The organism is Pseudomonas sp. DG56-2, from assembly GCF_004803755.1.
Lineage (GTDB): Bacteria > Pseudomonadota > Gammaproteobacteria > Pseudomonadales > Pseudomonadaceae > Aquipseudomonas > Aquipseudomonas auratipiscis.
The window spans coordinates 2,968,705-2,984,390 of sequence record NZ_CP032311.1 but is presented as its reverse complement, the minus strand read 5'-3'; the positions used below and the strand labels follow the sequence as shown (position 1 = coordinate 2,984,390).

The 15,686-nt window shown below is 62.2% G+C and carries 16 protein-coding genes; 15 read left to right on the top strand and 1 reads right to left on the bottom strand.

The window, feature by feature from the left end:
* Positions 1-15: 15 nt before the first annotated feature.
* On the bottom strand, positions 16-801 hold the full coding sequence (locus tag D3Z90_RS13385) for an enoyl-CoA hydratase (RefSeq protein ID WP_136476279.1): 786 nt from the start codon (positions 799-801) through the stop codon (positions 16-18).
* A gap of 167 nt (positions 802-968) precedes the next feature.
* Here D3Z90_RS13385 and D3Z90_RS13380 point away from each other — a divergent pair, with 167 nt between their 5' ends.
* The 15 genes from D3Z90_RS13380 to D3Z90_RS13310 all read left to right on the top strand — a co-directional run bounded on the left by D3Z90_RS13380 (position 969) and on the right by D3Z90_RS13310 (position 15,580).
* Positions 969-1,664 (top strand): TraX family protein, encoded by a 696-nt coding sequence (locus tag D3Z90_RS13380; RefSeq protein ID WP_136476277.1) that lies wholly within the window; start codon positions 969-971, stop codon positions 1,662-1,664.
* A 120-nt stretch (positions 1,665-1,784) separates the two neighbouring features.
* Positions 1,785-2,690 carry a VOC family protein gene (locus tag D3Z90_RS13375; protein ID WP_136476276.1) on the top strand — a complete coding sequence of 302 codons (906 nt, stop codon included), beginning with the start codon at positions 1,785-1,787 and terminating at the stop codon, positions 2,688-2,690.
* Complete coding sequence (locus D3Z90_RS13370; protein WP_136476274.1) at positions 2,687-3,562, top strand: CoA transferase subunit A; 876 nt, start codon at positions 2,687-2,689, stop codon at positions 3,560-3,562. Before D3Z90_RS13375 ends, D3Z90_RS13370 begins: the two co-directional genes overlap by 4 nt.
* An 11-nt stretch (positions 3,563-3,573) precedes the next feature.
* A complete protein-coding gene (locus tag D3Z90_RS13365; protein WP_136476272.1) occupies positions 3,574-4,371 on the top strand; it encodes a CoA-transferase subunit beta in 798 nt (265 codons plus the stop codon).
* A 16-nt stretch (positions 4,372-4,387) separates the two neighbouring features.
* Entirely contained in the window at positions 4,388-5,299 is a 912-nt protein-coding gene (locus D3Z90_RS13360) for an enoyl-CoA hydratase (protein ID WP_136478949.1), read from the top strand.
* Positions 5,296-6,396, top strand: coding sequence for a nitronate monooxygenase family protein (locus D3Z90_RS13355; protein ID WP_136476270.1), 1,101 nt, complete (start codon positions 5,296-5,298; stop codon positions 6,394-6,396). Before D3Z90_RS13360 ends, D3Z90_RS13355 begins: the two co-directional genes overlap by 4 nt.
* 48 nt (positions 6,397-6,444) lie before the next feature.
* Entirely contained in the window at positions 6,445-7,197 is a 753-nt protein-coding gene (locus tag D3Z90_RS13350; RefSeq protein WP_136476268.1) for an enoyl-CoA hydratase family protein, read from the top strand.
* Between the two features lie 9 nt (positions 7,198-7,206).
* A complete protein-coding gene (locus D3Z90_RS13345) occupies positions 7,207-8,367 on the top strand; it encodes an acyl-CoA dehydrogenase family protein (RefSeq protein WP_136476266.1) in 1,161 nt (386 codons plus the stop codon).
* A gap of 9 nt (positions 8,368-8,376) precedes the next feature.
* Positions 8,377-9,435 (top strand): acyl-CoA dehydrogenase family protein, encoded by a 1,059-nt coding sequence (locus D3Z90_RS13340; RefSeq protein WP_136476264.1) that lies wholly within the window; start codon positions 8,377-8,379, stop codon positions 9,433-9,435.
* Between the two features lie 3 nt (positions 9,436-9,438).
* Positions 9,439-10,590: an acetyl-CoA C-acetyltransferase gene (locus D3Z90_RS13335; protein ID WP_136476261.1), complete on the top strand. Its 1,152-nt coding sequence runs from the start codon at positions 9,439-9,441 to the stop codon at positions 10,588-10,590.
* 34 nt (positions 10,591-10,624) lie between these two features.
* Positions 10,625-11,503 (top strand): SDR family oxidoreductase, encoded by an 879-nt coding sequence (locus D3Z90_RS13330; protein ID WP_136476259.1) that lies wholly within the window; start codon positions 10,625-10,627, stop codon positions 11,501-11,503.
* Positions 11,504-11,648: 145 nt separating this feature from the next.
* Entirely contained in the window at positions 11,649-12,434 is a 786-nt protein-coding gene (locus D3Z90_RS13325; protein ID WP_136476257.1) for an SDR family oxidoreductase, read from the top strand.
* A gap of 10 nt (positions 12,435-12,444) precedes the next feature.
* Positions 12,445-12,915, top strand: a complete 471-nt coding sequence (locus tag D3Z90_RS13320; RefSeq protein WP_136476255.1) for a MaoC family dehydratase — start codon at positions 12,445-12,447, stop codon at positions 12,913-12,915.
* Positions 12,916-12,923: 8 nt separating this feature from the next.
* Positions 12,924-14,132: an acetyl-CoA C-acyltransferase gene (locus D3Z90_RS13315; protein ID WP_136476253.1), complete on the top strand. Its 1,209-nt coding sequence runs from the start codon at positions 12,924-12,926 to the stop codon at positions 14,130-14,132.
* Positions 14,133-14,329: 197 nt separating this feature from the next.
* A complete protein-coding gene (locus D3Z90_RS13310; protein WP_136476251.1) occupies positions 14,330-15,580 on the top strand; it encodes a helix-turn-helix transcriptional regulator in 1,251 nt (416 codons plus the stop codon).
* The last annotated feature ends 106 nt before the right edge of the window (positions 15,581-15,686 follow it).

Sequence of the window (15,686 nt, the reverse complement as noted above, 5' to 3'; positions counted from 1 at the left end):
GTTATCCCAGGCTGTTCAATGACCGTCGAATCGCGCCGGGCGCTTTTCGATGAAGGCTTGCATGCCTTCCTTCTGGTCGCGCGAGGCGAACAGCAGGGCGTTGGCCTTGCGTTCAAGGGCCAATCCAGCCTCCAGCGGTGCATCCATGCCAGCGAGGATCACTTCTTTGATCTGTTCGGCAGCCAGTGCTGGCATGGCGGCGATGACTGCGGCCAGCTCCAGGGCTTTGGCTTGTACCTGGTCGTCGTCCACCAGGTCGCTGACCAGGCCCGCTACCCAGGCTTCTTCGGCGCTGATCGGTTGTCCGGTCAGGGCCATGCGCATGGCCTTGACCTTGCCCACCGCCCGTACCAGGCGCTGGGTACCACCGATGCCTGGCATGATGCCAATGCGAATTTCCGGCTGACAGAAGCGCGCGCTGCGCCCGGCGACGATCAGGTCAGCATGCATCGCCAGCTCGCAGCCACCGCCATAGGCATAGCCGCACACCGCCGCAATTACCGGTTTCGGGCAATGCTGAATCGGCGCCCAGAGCCGCTCGGTGTGACGTTTATAGATATCGATAGGCCCCACACCCGCCAAGCTGTTTATGTCGCCACCGGCAGCGAAGACCTTGTCACCACCGGTCAACAGGATGCAGCGAACCTGCGGGTCGTGCGCCAGCTCGGTGAAATACCTGGAAAGCAGAGCTTGCAATTCAAGACTCAGGGCGTTGGTGGCCTGGGGCCGGTTCAGGCGCAATAACGCCACGCCGGGCAGGGGATGTTCAAGCAGAACCGGTGGTGGGGTTGAGTCGTCCATGGGCATCCTCGTGGGCGCAAGTCTTTGGCCGCCAGTGTCATCAAGCATCCGTTGAACTGCATCGTCCATTCAGACGAAGCTCGGCGATTGGCCGGCAGCCGCTGCGCTGTTTGCCGGCCTTTTCGTTTAGGCTGTGAGCTGGTCCCTGCATTGATTCAAGGATGTTCATGAATAGCCCGCGTTCGGCAGGCCTCGATTTGCTCAAGTGGCTGGCGATGGTCACGATGGTCGCCGATCACCTGCGTTTTATCTGGCCGACCGCTGATTGGCTGTTCGTCATCGGCCGCCTGGCGTTTCCTCTATTTTGCCTGGCCATTGCGGTGAATGTGGCACGCTCGCGTCCAGGGCAGTTGTTCAGCGCTGCCAATGGCCGTTATCTGGGCTGGATGCTGGCCTTCTCTGTGCTCTCGGAGTGGCCTTATCGATCACTGGATGTGAGTACCGGAACGTTCAGTATCATGCCGACGTTGACCCTGGGGTTGCTGCTGGCATGGGGCGTTCAGCACCAGCGCTGGCTGGCCGCGGCGGTACTGCCGCTGTCTTTGCTGGTCAGTGATGTGCTGATGTACGGCTGGCCGGGGGTGGTATTGCCGTCGGCGTTCCTGTTGGCGCTGCACGGCGGGCGCGGAACCTGGATTTTTCCCGGGTTTATCGCAGCGGCGGCGAACCTGACCAACGCCTGGCTGCGCAGCCATCCGGCTGAGCCGATCACCCTCATGGCGTTGGCGGTTGCGGTGTTGTCGGCGCCGGTTGGCCTGGCTGTATTGCACCGTCATTACGGCAGGGCTATCTGGCGTGTAGGCCGCTGGGGCTACTGGTTTTACCCGCTGCACCTGCTGCTTATCAAGTTCTTGGCCCGCTAGACACGCCCTCCACGCCGTTTGCCCCACAGATCAACGGCTTAGTCTCAACGGACGATGAGCCCGGTGCTCGCTCTCATCACAATGAAGACCAACACAGGTCCATTCATTGAGGAGCAGGGCATGATGGATATCCGCGGGCTGAGCTACTTCGTCGCTCAAATCGAAAACCTCGGCCAGTGGCAACGTTACGCCGAAGACGTGCTGGGCATGATGGTAGTACCCGCGCCCGGTGGCGGGCTGTACGTGAAGATGGACCAGCGGCCGTTTCGCATGCTCATCGTCGAAGGCAGCCAAGCCGGCTACCTGGCCTCGGGTTGGGAGTTGCCCAGTGAAGGTGCCTTCAACGCGGCGCTGCAGGTGCTGGAGCACAAGGGTGTGCGCTGGCAGGTGGGCAGCGCTGCCGAGATCGAGCAGCGGGGCGTGCAAGCGCTGGTGAGTGTGCTCGATCCCTCCGGCAATCGCCATGAACTGAGCTGGGGACACCGTTCCGATTGCCAGGTGTTTTTCTCCCCGCAAGGCGTGCCGCGCTTTGTTACCGGGGATATGGGCCTGGGCCATACCGTGCTGCCGGCCCCGGACTTTGACGCCACCCTGGCGTTTGCCAAGGACGTGCTCGGTTTCGAACTCTCGGACATCTTCAACTTTCGTCCCGATCCACTGGCACCGCCCATCCGCATTCATTTCCTGCATTGCCGTAACAGCCGTCATCACTCTCTGGCGCTGGCTGAGTTTGCCGCGCCTTCAGGCTGCGTGCACGTGATGGTGGAAGTCGACTCGATGACCGAAGTGGGCCGCGCCCACGACCGCCGCCTGGCTCACAAGGTGCCGCTGTCGGCGACCCTCGGTCAGCACCTCAATGACCTGATGACCTCGTTTTACATGAAGACCCCGTCCGGCTTCGACCTGGAGTTCGGCTACGGCGGCCTGCAAGTGGACTGGGCTGAACACTCGGCCTTCGAATTTACCCGCGTAAGCCTGTGGGGGCATGACTTTTCAGTCGGCCAACAACAAGGAGATGAGCAATGAACAAGCAAATGACAGCGGCCGATGCGGTCGCGCAACTGCGCGATGGCATGACCATCGGTTTTGGCGGTTGGGGACCGCGGCGCAAGCCGATGGCAGTGGTCCGCGAGATTCTGCGGTCGCCAGTCAAGGACCTTACCGTTGTCGCCTATGGCGGCCCGGAAGTGGGCATGTTGTGCGCCGCGGGTAAGGTCAAGAAGCTGGTGTTCGGTTTTGCCACCCTCGATGCCATCCCGCTGGAACCCTACTACCGCAAGGCGCGCGAAGCCGGTGGCCTGGAACTGCTGGAGGTGGATGAAGGCATGTTCCAGTGGGGCCTGCGGGCGGCGGCCATGCGCCTGCCGTTTCTGCCCACCCGCTGTGGCCTGGCCACCGATGTGACGCGGCTCAATCCGGCGTTGAAAACCATTGCGTCGCCCTATGACGATGGTGAAGTGCTGCTGGCCATGCCGGCGTTGAATCTCGATGTGGCGTTTGTCCATGTCAACGTAGCCGACCGTCTGGGCAACACCCTGGTGACCGGCCCGGATCCGTACTTCGACCATCTGTTCGCCCGCGCAGCCCAGCAGTGCTTCGTGTCCTGCGAACAACTGCACGAGCGCCTGGAGCTGACGGCCGAGCAGGCCCGCTTCAACACCTTTGAGCGATACCTGGTCAGCGGCGTTATCCATGCACCGTTCGGCGCTCATCCTACGGCGTGCCAACCCGAATACGGCTGGGACCTCAGCCACCTCAAGCATTACGCCGCCAGTGCGGGTGAGGAGGGCGGCTGGCAAGCCTATGTCGAAGCGTACGTGGTGGCCGGCGAACTGGCTTACCAGGATAAAAACGGCGGTGCCGAACGCATGGGCTCCCTGGCCCTGCCAGTGTTCTGAGGAGGATGAAAATGTCGACTACCTGTGAGTTTACCCTCGCTGAACTGATGATCGTCGCCGCCAGCGAAGCCTGGCGCGGCAACGGCGAGCTGATCGCCTCGGGCCTGGGGGTTATCCCGCGTCTGGGAGCGAGCCTGGCAAAGCTCAGCCACAGCCCGCAATTGTTGATGACCGACAGCGAGGCCTATCTGGTGGAAGAGCCGATTCCATTGGGCCCGCGTGGCGATTACGTGCCTAAATATTGCGGTTCGTTGAACTTCGAGCGCGTCTTCGAGTGTGTCTGGGGTGGCCGTCGCCACGCCATGATCGGGCCAACCCAAATCGACCGCTGGGGCCAGAGCAACCTCTCTTGCGTGGGTGACTACCACAAGCCCAAGGCCGCCATGCTCGGTGTGCGTGGCTTGCCTGGCAACAGCATCAACCACATCAACTCGTTCTTCGTGCCCAACCATAACCCTCGCGTGTTTGTCAGCGGCGAAGTGGACATGGTCTCCGGCGTCGGCTTCAAGGCCGACCGTTGGCCACAAGGGGTGCGACGCGACCTGATGGACATTCGCTTGATCATCACCGACCTCTGCGTGATGGACTTCGATGGCCCGGAGCGTGCGGTCCAGGTGCGCAGCCTGCATCCCGGAGTGAGTTTCGAGCAGGTGCAGGAAAGCACCGGCTTCCCGCTGCTCAAGTCACCGTCGCTCAAGGAAACCGCGCACCCGACGCCCGAGCAGTTGGCAATTATCCGCCGACTTGATCCCCACGATTACCGCAGCGCGGCGATCAAGGGCAACCCAGCCGGCATTCGCCAGGCGTAAGGCAGGGGACATGAGCATGAACAGCCCAGACAATGAGTTCGTCCAGCGTGAAGACCACGCGGTGTACGAAACGCAGGAACCGGTGTTGTACAGCGCAGCAGAGGGTATCGCCACCCTGACCATGAACCGGGCTAGCTTCAACAACGCGCAGAACTCGCAGATGACCTATGCGCTGGATGCCGCGTTGCGCCAGGCCGTCGACGATGACGCGGTTAAAGTCATCGTCCTGCGCGGGGCAGGCAAGCACTTTTCTGCCGGCCATGACATTGGTACTCCGGGTCGAGACATCAATAAGCCATTCGAGCGTGCCCATTTGTGGTGGGACCACACCAACAAGCCGGGCGGAGAGCAACTGTATGCTCGGGAGCAGGAGGTGTACCTGGGCATGTGCCGGCGCTGGCGCGAGTTGCCCAAACCGACCATTGCCATGGTTCAGGGGGCATGCGTGGCCGGCGGCCTGATGCTGGCCTGGGTCTGTGACTTGATCGTGGCCAGCGATGATGCGTTTTTCCAGGACCCGGTGGTACGCATGGGTATTCCGGGGGTGGAGTATTTTGCCCACCCCTACGAGCTGAACCCGCGTATCGCCAAGGAGTTTCTCTTTACCGGCGACCGCATGAGTGCCGAGCGTGCCTACCAGATGGGCATGGTCAATCGGGTGCTGCCGCGCGATGAGCTGGAGCAGGCAACCTATGCGCTGGCGGCCATCATCGCGCGCCAGCCCCGTATGGGCCTGGCCCTGACCAAGCAGGCGATCAACCATGTTGAAGACCTGCAGGGCAAGCGCACAGCGATGGATGCTGCGTTTGCCTGGCACCACTTTGCCCATGCGCACAATGAGTTGCTGTCGGGCGACAAGCTCGGTGGTTTCGATGCCAAGGCCATGGCCAAGGCCAACAAAGTCGCTGCCAGTGGTGAACAGGCATGAGCCGCTGGATGAATACAGCGCTGACCGATGCTCTGGGTTGTCGTTATCCCATTGTGCAGACAGCTATGGGCTGGGTCGCCGACGCCAACCTGGTGATAGCCACGACGCGGGCGGGTGGTTTCGGCTTTCTGGCCGGGGCAACCATTGCCGCCGACGCGCTGGAAGGTGAGATCAACAAGGTGATTGCCGCCACCGGTGGCAGCAACTTCGGCCTGAACTTTCACATGTTCCAGGAAAACGCCGGGCAGTGCGTTGACCTCGCAATCCGCTACCGCCTGCGTGCGGTCAGTTATGGCCGTGGGCCGGACAAACAGACGATTGCCCGCTTCAAGGCCGCCGGGGTGTTGTGCATTCCTACGGTCGGGGCCCTCAAGCATGCGCTCAAGGCGGTGGAACTGGGCGCCGACATGATCACCATTCAGGGCGGTGAGGGCGGCGGGCATACCGGTGGTGTGCCCAGTTCGATTCTGTTGCCGCAGGTACTGGACGCCGTATCGGTGCCGGTGATTGCCGCCGGCGGCTATTCCACCGGCCGCGGCTTGGCTGGCGCGCTGGCGGCCGGCGCTGCGGGCATCGCCATGGGCACGCGTTTCTTGATGACCCGTGAATCGCCGACACCTTCGGCCACCCTGATGCATTACCTCAAGGTCAACGACCCGCAGTTGGTGCGGGTGAGCACCGCCGTCGACGGCATGCGCCACCGCATGATCGAAAACCCGTTCATCAATCGCCTGGAGCAGGCCAGCGCCTTCGGGCGCCTGCGCATTGCCCTGCGCAGCGCGTGGAAATGGAAACAACAGACCGGCATGAGCCTCGGCCACTTGTTCGCAGTGCTGCGCCAGGCTCTCAAGGAAGACCCCGGCACCCTGTCGCAAACGGTCATGGCCGCCAACCAGCCGGTATTACTGCAGCGCTCGATGATCGATGGCGTACCGGACGAGGGCATCTTGCCCAGTGGCCAGGTGGCTGCGGCGATTGCCGAGCTTAAAAGTTGCCAGCAAGTGATCGAGGAAATTGCCGAGCAGGCCGAGCGCTGCCTGGATGCCTTAACCGCTCGCCACCGCGAGTGTCAGCCTGCACCGGTGCAGGAAAGTTGAAGACCAACGCGTACTGAACACGCCCGCTGAGCATTGGAGAAGACCATCGTGAGTCAAGCATTTACTACACAGATCGACGCGGGCATTGCTGAACTGGTGCTCGCCAAACCGCCGGTCAATGCCCTGGATAGCCAGGAATGGATGGACCTGGCCCTGCAAGTGGAAGCCCTGGGCGCCAACCCCGAAGTGCGGGTGATCGTCATCCGCGCCGAAGGCCGTGGTTTTTGTGCCGGGGTCGATATCAAGGAACTGGACGCCCACCCAGAGCGGATCATTGCGGTCAACGCCGGCAACTACGCCGCGTTTAAATCCGTACACCGCTCGCCAGTGCCGGTGATCGTTGCCGTGCATGGCTTTGTCCTAGGCGGCGGCATTGGAATTACCGGCGCCGCCGACATTGTCGTGGCCTCCGAGTGCGCCACCTTCGCCTTGCCGGAAGTCGATCGCGGCGCCATGGGCGGCGGTGCACACCTGCAACGGCTGTTCCCGGTACAGAAGGTTCGCTACCTGTTCTTTACCGGCGACAAGATCGGCGCCGCCGAGGCTGCGCAGTACGGCTTTATCGAACGTGTGGTCGCCAAGGAGCAACTGCGCGAGACCGCGTTGGAGATCGCCGCCAAGATCGCCGCCAAGAGCCCGGCAATGATCCGCCTGGCCAAGGAAGCCCTCAACGGCATAGAAGACGGCAACCTGGAAGACAAATACCGCTGGGAACAGGGTTTCACCCTGCAGGCCTACACCAGCCCCGATTCTGCCGAAACCCGCCGCGCCTTCGTCGAAAAACGCGACGCCAAGTTCTGAGAGGCAGCCATGGAACTAGCATATACCCCGAAACAAAAGGCCTTCCGAGCGGAAGTGCGTGAATGGTTGGCGGCCAATCAACCGACCGAGCCGCTGGCTAACTACGACACCCGTGAAGGGTTCGAGCAGCATCGTGCCTGGGAAGCGAAGTTGTTCGAGCAGCGCCTGTCGATGGTCATGTGGCCCAAGGAATACGGCGGCCGTGGTTGCGATCTGATCGAGTGGCTGATTTTCGAAGAAGAGTACTACGGCGCCGATGCGCCGATGCGTGTCAACCAGAATGGCCAGTTGCTGCTCGGGCCGACCCTGATGGAGTTCGGCACCGAGGCGCAAAAGAAGCGCTTTTTGCCGCGCATGGCTTCCAGTGTCGACATGTGGGCCCAAGGTTGGTCGGAGCCGAACGCGGGCTCGGACATGGCTGCGATTACCAGCAAGGCCACCCGTGATGGCGACCACTATGTGCTCAACGGGCAGAAGACCTGGTCCAGCCGCGCGCTGTACGCCGATTGGCTGTTTGGCCTGTTTCGCAGCGACCCGGCGTCAACGCGGCACAACGGCTTGTCGTTCCTGATGGTGCCCCTCGATACGCCGGGGGTGACCATTCGCCCGATCCGCGCACTCAACGGCAAGAACACCTTCGCTGAAGTGTTCTTCGACGATGTGCGGGTGCCAGCGGAAAACTGCATCGGTGCCGAAGGCCAGGGTTGGCACGTCGCTATGGCCACCGCAGGTTTCGAGCGCGGCTTGCTGTTGCGTTCGCCGGCGCGCTTTCAGGCCACGGCCCGCAAGTTGGTACAACTGTACAAGGCGCACCAACAGAGCGCCGACCGCGACCCGAGCATTCGTGAGGCGGTAGTCGAGGCCTGGCTTGGCGCCGAAGGCTACGCATTGTCGTCCTATCACACCGTCGGGCGCCTCAGCCGTGGTGCACAGATCGGCGCCGAGTCGAGCATCAACAAGATCATCTGGTCGGAACTCGACCTGAAGATGCATGACACCGCCATGCGCATTCTCGGTGCCCACGGCGAGTTGCTGGGCAGCGCCCCGCAAGCGCTGGGTGGTGCCTGGCTCGACGGCTTCCTGTTCGCCCAGGCCGGGCCGATCTACGCCGGCACCAACGAAATCCAGCGCAACATCATTGCCGAGCGCATGCTCGGCCTGCCGAAATAGGAGCCGGCCATGGACTTTACTTTTAGCGATGACCAGCTCACGTTTCGTGAAGCCATCAGCCGCTTCCTGATGACCGAAGCGGCGCCGGAAATGCTTCGTGAAATCTGGGAAACCGATGTCGGCCGCTCGGCAGAGCTGCGCGCCAAGATCGCCGAGCAGGGTCTTACCGCGTTGTCGGTGCCCGAGCAGTTCGGCGGTCTGGGCATGGACGACATCGCCTGGTCGCTGATGACACAGGAGCTGGGCTACTACGCCATTCCCGATTCGCTGGCCGACACCGCCTACGTGGCTACCGGCCTGCTCAACGGCTTGCCGGACGACAGTCCGGTCAAGGCCAGCCTGCTGCCACGCATTGCCAATGGCAGTGTGCGCCTGGCAATCGGTCACCCGATCAATCCATTGGTGCCCGATGCACCATTGGCCGAGTGGCTGATTCTCGCCCACGGCGACGAAGTGCATGCCGTACCGCGCTCGCAAGTCGATGTGCAGGCCAATGCCAGCATCGACTCGTCGCGACGCCTGGGTCAGGTGAGTTGGCAGCCCAGCGGCGAGACCTTGCTGGTCGACGGCGAACAGGGCCGCGCGCTGTGGGCCGAAACCCTCAACCGCGGCGCTTTGTCCGTTGCCGGTCAACTGTTGGGCCTGGCCCAGCGGATTCTTGACCTGTCAGTGGATTACGTGGCCCAGCGCAAGCAGTTCGGCAAGCCGATCGGCAGCTTCCAGGCGGTCAAGCATCACCTGGCCGATATCGCCAGCAAGATCGAGTTCGCCAAACCGGTGCTGTATCGCGCCGCCCACGCCCTGGCCAAGGGTGAGCGCGGCGCCGACGTGTATGTCTCGCAAGCCAAGCTGGCCTGCTGCGATGCCAGCTGGTTGGCAGCTCGCCATGGCATTCAGGTGCACGGCGCCATGGGATACACCTGGGAAGTCGACCTGCAGATGTTCATGAAGCGTGCCTGGTCGCTGGACCCCTCCTGGGGCGATCGCGCCACCCATAAATCTCGAGTCGCCGCCTACGTGCTCAGCGACGAAGCCCGGCTTGGGCCGGGCGCCACCTTCGAGGATTGAGCCATGCCCCAAGCTTATATAGTCGACGCCTTGCGCAGCCCTACGGGCAAGCGCAAGGGCAGCCTGGCCCATGTCCATGCCATCGACCTTGGCGCCCATGTGTTGCGCGCTCTGGTCGAGCGCAATGCCATTCCTGCAGAAGATTATGACGACGTGATCTTCGGCTGCGTCGATACCATCGGTTCGCAAGCGGGTGATATTGCCCGCACCAGCTGGCTTGCCGCGGGTTTGCCGCTGAATGTCCCCGGCACCACCGTTGACCGTCAGTGCGGCTCGTCGCAGCAGGCGCTGCACTTTGCCGCCCAGGCGGTGATGAGTGGCATGCAGGATGTGGTGGCGGTGGGCGGCGTGCAGACCATGACCCAGATCCCGATTTCGTCGGCGATGATCGCGGGTCAAGCGTTAGGCTTCAGCGACCCGTTTTCCGGCAGCAAGGGCTGGCAGGCGCGCTTTGGCAATCAGCCGGTCAACCAGTTCTATGCCGCCCAACGGATCGCCGATCACTGGCAGCTCAGCCGCGCGGACATGGAAGTGTTCGCCCTGGAAAGCCATCGCCGCGCCCTGGCCGCGACAGAGGCGGGCTATTTCTCCCGGGAGATCGTTGCCTGCGAAGGCTTGGCCCACGACGAAACGCCGCGGGTCAGCAGCCTGGAGAAAATGGCCGGCCTGGAACCGGTGAGCGCCGAGTTTGCCTCGATCACCGCGGCCGTTTCCAGTCAGACCTGCGATGCCTCGGCGGCCTTGCTGGTGGTCTCGGAAGCGGCTCTCAAACGCTACAACTTGACCCCCAGGGCGCGTATTCATCACTTGTCGGTGCTTGGCGACGATCCGATCTGGCACCTGACCGCACCGATTGCGGCCACTCGCGCGGCGCTAAAAAAAGCCGGCATGCGCATGACCGATATCGACCTGGTGGAGATCAACGAAGCCTTTGCCTCGGTGGTCATGGCCTGGTCCAAGGAGCTCGATTACAACCCGGCCACTACCAATGTCAACGGCGGCGCGATTGCCCTCGGCCACCCGCTGGGTGCTACCGGTGCGCGCTTGATGACGACCTTGCTGCACGCGCTGGAGCGTACCGGTGGGCGCTATGGCCTGCAAACCATGTGCGAAGGCGGCGGCCAGGCCAACGTCAGCATTATCGAGCGGCTTTGACGCCGGCCATCCACAAACACAGGAACAATACCCTATGGGAATTTGTACAGATCGTACCGTGATCATCACCGGTGCCGGTGGCGGATTGGGCCGCGCCTATGCGCTGGCATTCGCTGCCGAGGGCGCCAATGTCGTGGTCAATGATATTCGCCGCGAAGCCGCCGAAGCGGTGGTCGATGAGATTTGCTCCAGCGGTGGCCGGGCAATTGCCAGCGACGGCGACATTACCACCTTGGCCAGTGCCCAGGGCATCGTCGATGCCGCACTCGAGGCCTTTGGCGAGGTCCACGTGCTGGTCAATAACGCTGGAGTGTTGCGTGATCGCATGTTCATCAGCCTCTCGGAAGAGGATTGGGACATGGTCATGCGCGTGCACCTCAAGGGCCATTACTGCCTGGCCAATGTCCTCGGTCGGCGCTGGCGTGACCAGGCCAAGGCGGGTACGCCTGTGGCTGCGCGCATCATCAATACCAGCTCCGGGGCCGGCTTGCAGGGCTCCATCGGCCAGTCCAACTACTCCGCGGCCAAAGGTGGCATTGCCTCCCTGACCTTGGTGCAGGCAGCGGAACTGGCGCGCTACGGCGTCACGGCCAACGCCCTGGCGCCGGCAGCGCGCACGGCGATGACCGAAAGCGCCATGCCCGACATGGTCAAAAAGCCCGATGACGACAGTTTCGACGCTTGGGCGGCGGAAAACGTCGCACCCCTGGTGGTGTGGCTGGGCAGCGAGGCCTCGGCGCATGTCAGCGGCCAGTTGTTCGAAAGCCAGGGCGGGCGTATCTCCCTGGGAGACGGTTGGCGCACTGGGGTCACCCGTGACAAGGGCGCCCGCTGGCAGGTTGCAGAAGTAGGCGCAGCCGTCGATGCGATCCTCAACGAAGCGCCCAAGGCGCAGAAGGTCTGGGGTAGCTAGCAGCGGCGTGAATGTCAGGCGTCGGCCGCGTCGGCGCCTGTTTCCCTGTGTCTTCCTTCGCCTATCACGTCCGTTTTGACGATGTGCCCGAAGTCTTCGGCCTTTATACCTATGGACAACCTGTATCCCGTCTGAGGTATTCATCGTGAAACAAGCCCCACCTTATGTACCCGGTCATCAACTGCTGGCTGGCAAGTCGGTACTGATCACTGCCGCCGCAGGCGCTGGCATCGGTTTTGCCGCGGCCAAGCGCTGTGCCGAAGAAGGTTGCCGTGCCCTGATGATCTCCGATGTTCATCCGCGTCGCCTGGAACAGGCAGTCGAGCAACTCAAGGCCGAAACTGGCTTGCAGGCAGTGTATGGACAGTTGTGCAACGTAACCCTCGAGGACGAAGTACAAGCCTTGGTCGAGAGCGCCGAGCAGACCCTTGGCGGCGTTGACGTGCTGATCAACAACGCGGGCCTGGGTGGTTCCAAGCGCGTCACCGAAATGACGGACGAGGAATGGCTGCGCGTCATTGATGTGACCTTGACCGGCACCTTCCGCATGACCCGCGCGATGCTGCCGCATATGGAGCGCCGCGGTGCCGGTGCGATCGTCAACAACGCCTCGGTGCTTGGCTGGCGTGCACAGAAAGAACAGGCGCATTACGCCGCCGCCAAGGCCGGTGTCATGGCCCTGACCCGATGCAGCGCGGTGGAAGCCGCCGAGAGCGGGGTGCGCATCAATGCCGTGTCGCCGTCGATTGCCTTGCACGATTTTCTCAAGAAAGCCTCCAGCGAAGAACTGCTGGCAAAGTTGGCCGACCGCGAAGCCTTCGGCCGTGCCGCCGAGGTTTGGGAAGTGGCCAACGTCATGATTTTCCTGGCCAGCGACTACGCCTCCTACATGGTCGGCGAAGTGCTCTCGGTCAGCTCACAACAGGCTTGAGGAGCAGCTCATGAGTATCCGATTCAGCAGCGCCGAACAAATGCTCAAGGCCGAGGGCCTGGACCTCGGCGTCACCGACTGGCTGCAACTGTCCCAGGAACGAATCAATCTGTTCGCCGAAGCGACCGGTGATCAGCAATGGATACATGTCGATCCTGAGCGCGCGGCCAATGGCCCGTTCGGGGCCTGCATCGCCCATGGTTACCTGACCCTGGCCCTGGCCAACCTGTTCATGCCGCAACTGATGGGCATCGACAACCTGGCAATGGGTGTGAACTACGGCACCGACCGGGTGCGTTTTCCGGCAGCCGTCAAGGTCGGCTCGCGGGTACGCGGTCGGGGCCAGGTCATCAGCGCCGAGATGATCGGCAACGCCGTACAACTGGTAGTGCGCATGAGCGTTGAAATCGAAGGCGCCGAGCGCCCCGGCTGCGTGGTCGACACCATCAGTCGCTACACCTTTAACCCGATCAGTGAGTGAGCCTGTGCATGGACAAGAATGACGTTGTAATTGTTGCTACCGCGCGTACTGCGCTGAGCAAATCCTTTCGCGGCTCGTTCAACGACACCGAAGCCCCAGTGCTCGGCGGTCACGTGGTACGGGCGGTGCTTGAACGCTCAGGTGTAGAACCTGGCGCGGTAGACGACGTGATCATGGGCGCAGCGGTTCAGCAGGGCACCCAGGGCTACAACATCGGCAGGCTGTGTGCCTACACCGGCGGTTTGCCTGAAAGCGTCGCGGGTATGGCCTTGGACCGCATGTGTGCATCAGGGCTGATCAGCATCGGCATGGCCGCGAAAAATATTCTGGTCGGTGAAATGGACATTGCCATCGCCGGTGGCGTCGAATCGCTGTCGCTCACCCAGAACAAGTACAAGAACACCTACCGCAACCAGTCAGAGGCGGTGCTCGCCTGTATGCCCAGCGCGTACATCCCGATGATCGAGACCGCGGAGATCGTCTCGCGGCGCTACGGCATCAGCCGGGCGGCGCAAGATGACTACGCGCTGCAAAGCCAGCAGCGCACGGCCGCCGCCCAGCGCGACGGTCTGTTCGATGAAGAAATCGTGCCGCTGCAGGTGCGCAAGCAACTGTTCGACAAGGAGGGTCAGCCAGCGGGTCATGAGCTGGTACTGGCCGATCGCGACGAGTGCAACCGGCCTTCGACTCAGCGCGAAGACTTGGCTGCACTCAAACCTGTGTGGAAGAACGGCACCTGGGTGGAGCAGGGCGAGTTCATTACCGCTGGCAACGCCTCGCAGTTCTCCGATGGTGCCTCGGCAAGCTTGCTGATGAGTCGCGCTCAGGCGGCTGAACGCGGTTTGCGTCCGCTAGGTACGTATCGCGGGATCGCCGTGGCGGGCTGCGCACCCGAAGAGATGGGCATTGGGCCCGTGGTGGCGGTGCCGAAACTGCTCAAGCGTTTCGGTTTGAGCGTAGCCGATATCGGCCTGTGGGAAATCAACGAAGCGTTCGCCTGCCAAGTGCTGCATTGCCGCGATGTTCTGGGCATTGCGCCTGATCGCCTGAACGTCAATGGCGGGGCGATTTCCATCGGCCACCCGTTCGGCATGTCGGGTGCGCGCATGGTCGGTCACAGCCTGCTTGAAGGACGTCGTCGCGGCGTGCGCTACGTGGTGGTGACCATGTGCATTGGGGGTGGTATGGGTGCAGCGGGGCTGTTCGAGCTGGACTGATCGAAGGCGCTGGACGGCACCGGGGTAGGCCATATGGACGATGCCCCGGTAGCCGATCAAGGGTATTGCTATCGTCAATGTTTATGGTCAATGTACGCCGGGCGGCCCTGACAGGCTGCACAGTGCATCCGCAAGTGTTCGAAACATAACAATAAAAACGGGCATGGCCTGGGCTGTGTCCCTCGAGGAGACTGGCGATGGAGAATTCCAGCTTGAGTGTTCAAGCCTTGGCAGACATGGGCTTGGAGCTGGCGGAGTACGACAGGCTCATTGGCGAGTTCTATGACGGCTCGCTGGATCAAAAGCTGATGGCCAAGACCTTGCGCCATGTCCGCAGTTTGTACCAGGCAAACTATGTCACCTTGATTCTGCGTGTACCCGAACAACCCGACCTGGGCCTGATGATTGTGGTCGGCGATATCGAAGGCGAGGGCGAGGTCAGTTACTGGGCCTACCCGCAAGCGGTCACCCCGTTCAACAATCCGCCGATGGACAAGGTGTTTACCGTAGACGACCTGATGACCGAGGCGCAGTGGACCAATTCGGTGTACTTCAAGACCTACGGTATTGTCCACGACACCTTCCACATCATGGGCGCCGATATTTCTACGCCCGATGGTGGCAAGCTGCGTTTTCGCATTACCCGCCCCAGATCCGCCCCTCGCTTCACTGACTCTGAACGCCAGCTGTGCGAGATGTTCCTGCCGCACTTGCGCCGTGCCATGCATGTGCACAACCTGCTCGACCGCAGCGAGTCGATCAGTGAGTTGTATTCCCAGGCCATCAGTCGCCTGTCGGTGGCTACCATCGTCCTCGATCAGAATGGCAGCGTGCTGCGCATGAATCCGATGGCCAGCGAGCTGTTGGAACTGGCGGATGGCCTGAAGCTGGTTGGTGGCCACCTTGAAGCCACGTATCCCAGCGATAACCGTGAATTGCAGCGCCTGGTGCGTAATGCCTTCGCCCGCGACCCCGACAGTCCGCAGGCTGGCGCGGCATCTGAAGCGATGTCGGTGTCCAGGCCGTCGGGAAACATCAACCTCGGTGTGGTCGTCGAGGCGATACCGACCCAGGACTGGGCCGAGGGCAAGAGCAAGCCGGTGGTAGTGGTGTACATCCGCGACGCCGTCGGTCGCTCCATGGCCAGCGAAACCCTGACCAAGCAACTGTTCAACTTGACCCGGGCCGAAACCGCATTGGCCATGGAGCTGGTCAATGGCCTTTCGCTCGAAGAAGCCGCTGAAGTATTGAATGTGCGCCGCAACACCGCCCGGGCACACTTGCGCTCGATTTTTTCCAAGACCGGCGTGCGTCGCCAGACCGAGTTGGTGCGCATCATCCTCAACAGCGTGGTTGCCCTGGGAAAGCCCAAGTTGACCGTGCTGGGCGCCGATAAGCTCAGTAAACCGGCACTGAAGCTGGCTCACCCGGTGCGCAGCAGCGCGTGACGGTGGCCGTTGTTCACTGCCGCCCCGGTCTTGCTTTCAAGGCCGGGGCGTTTTAGTCCGTGCGGACGATGTTGGCGAGCGTGTCCGCCACCAATACTAATCACCT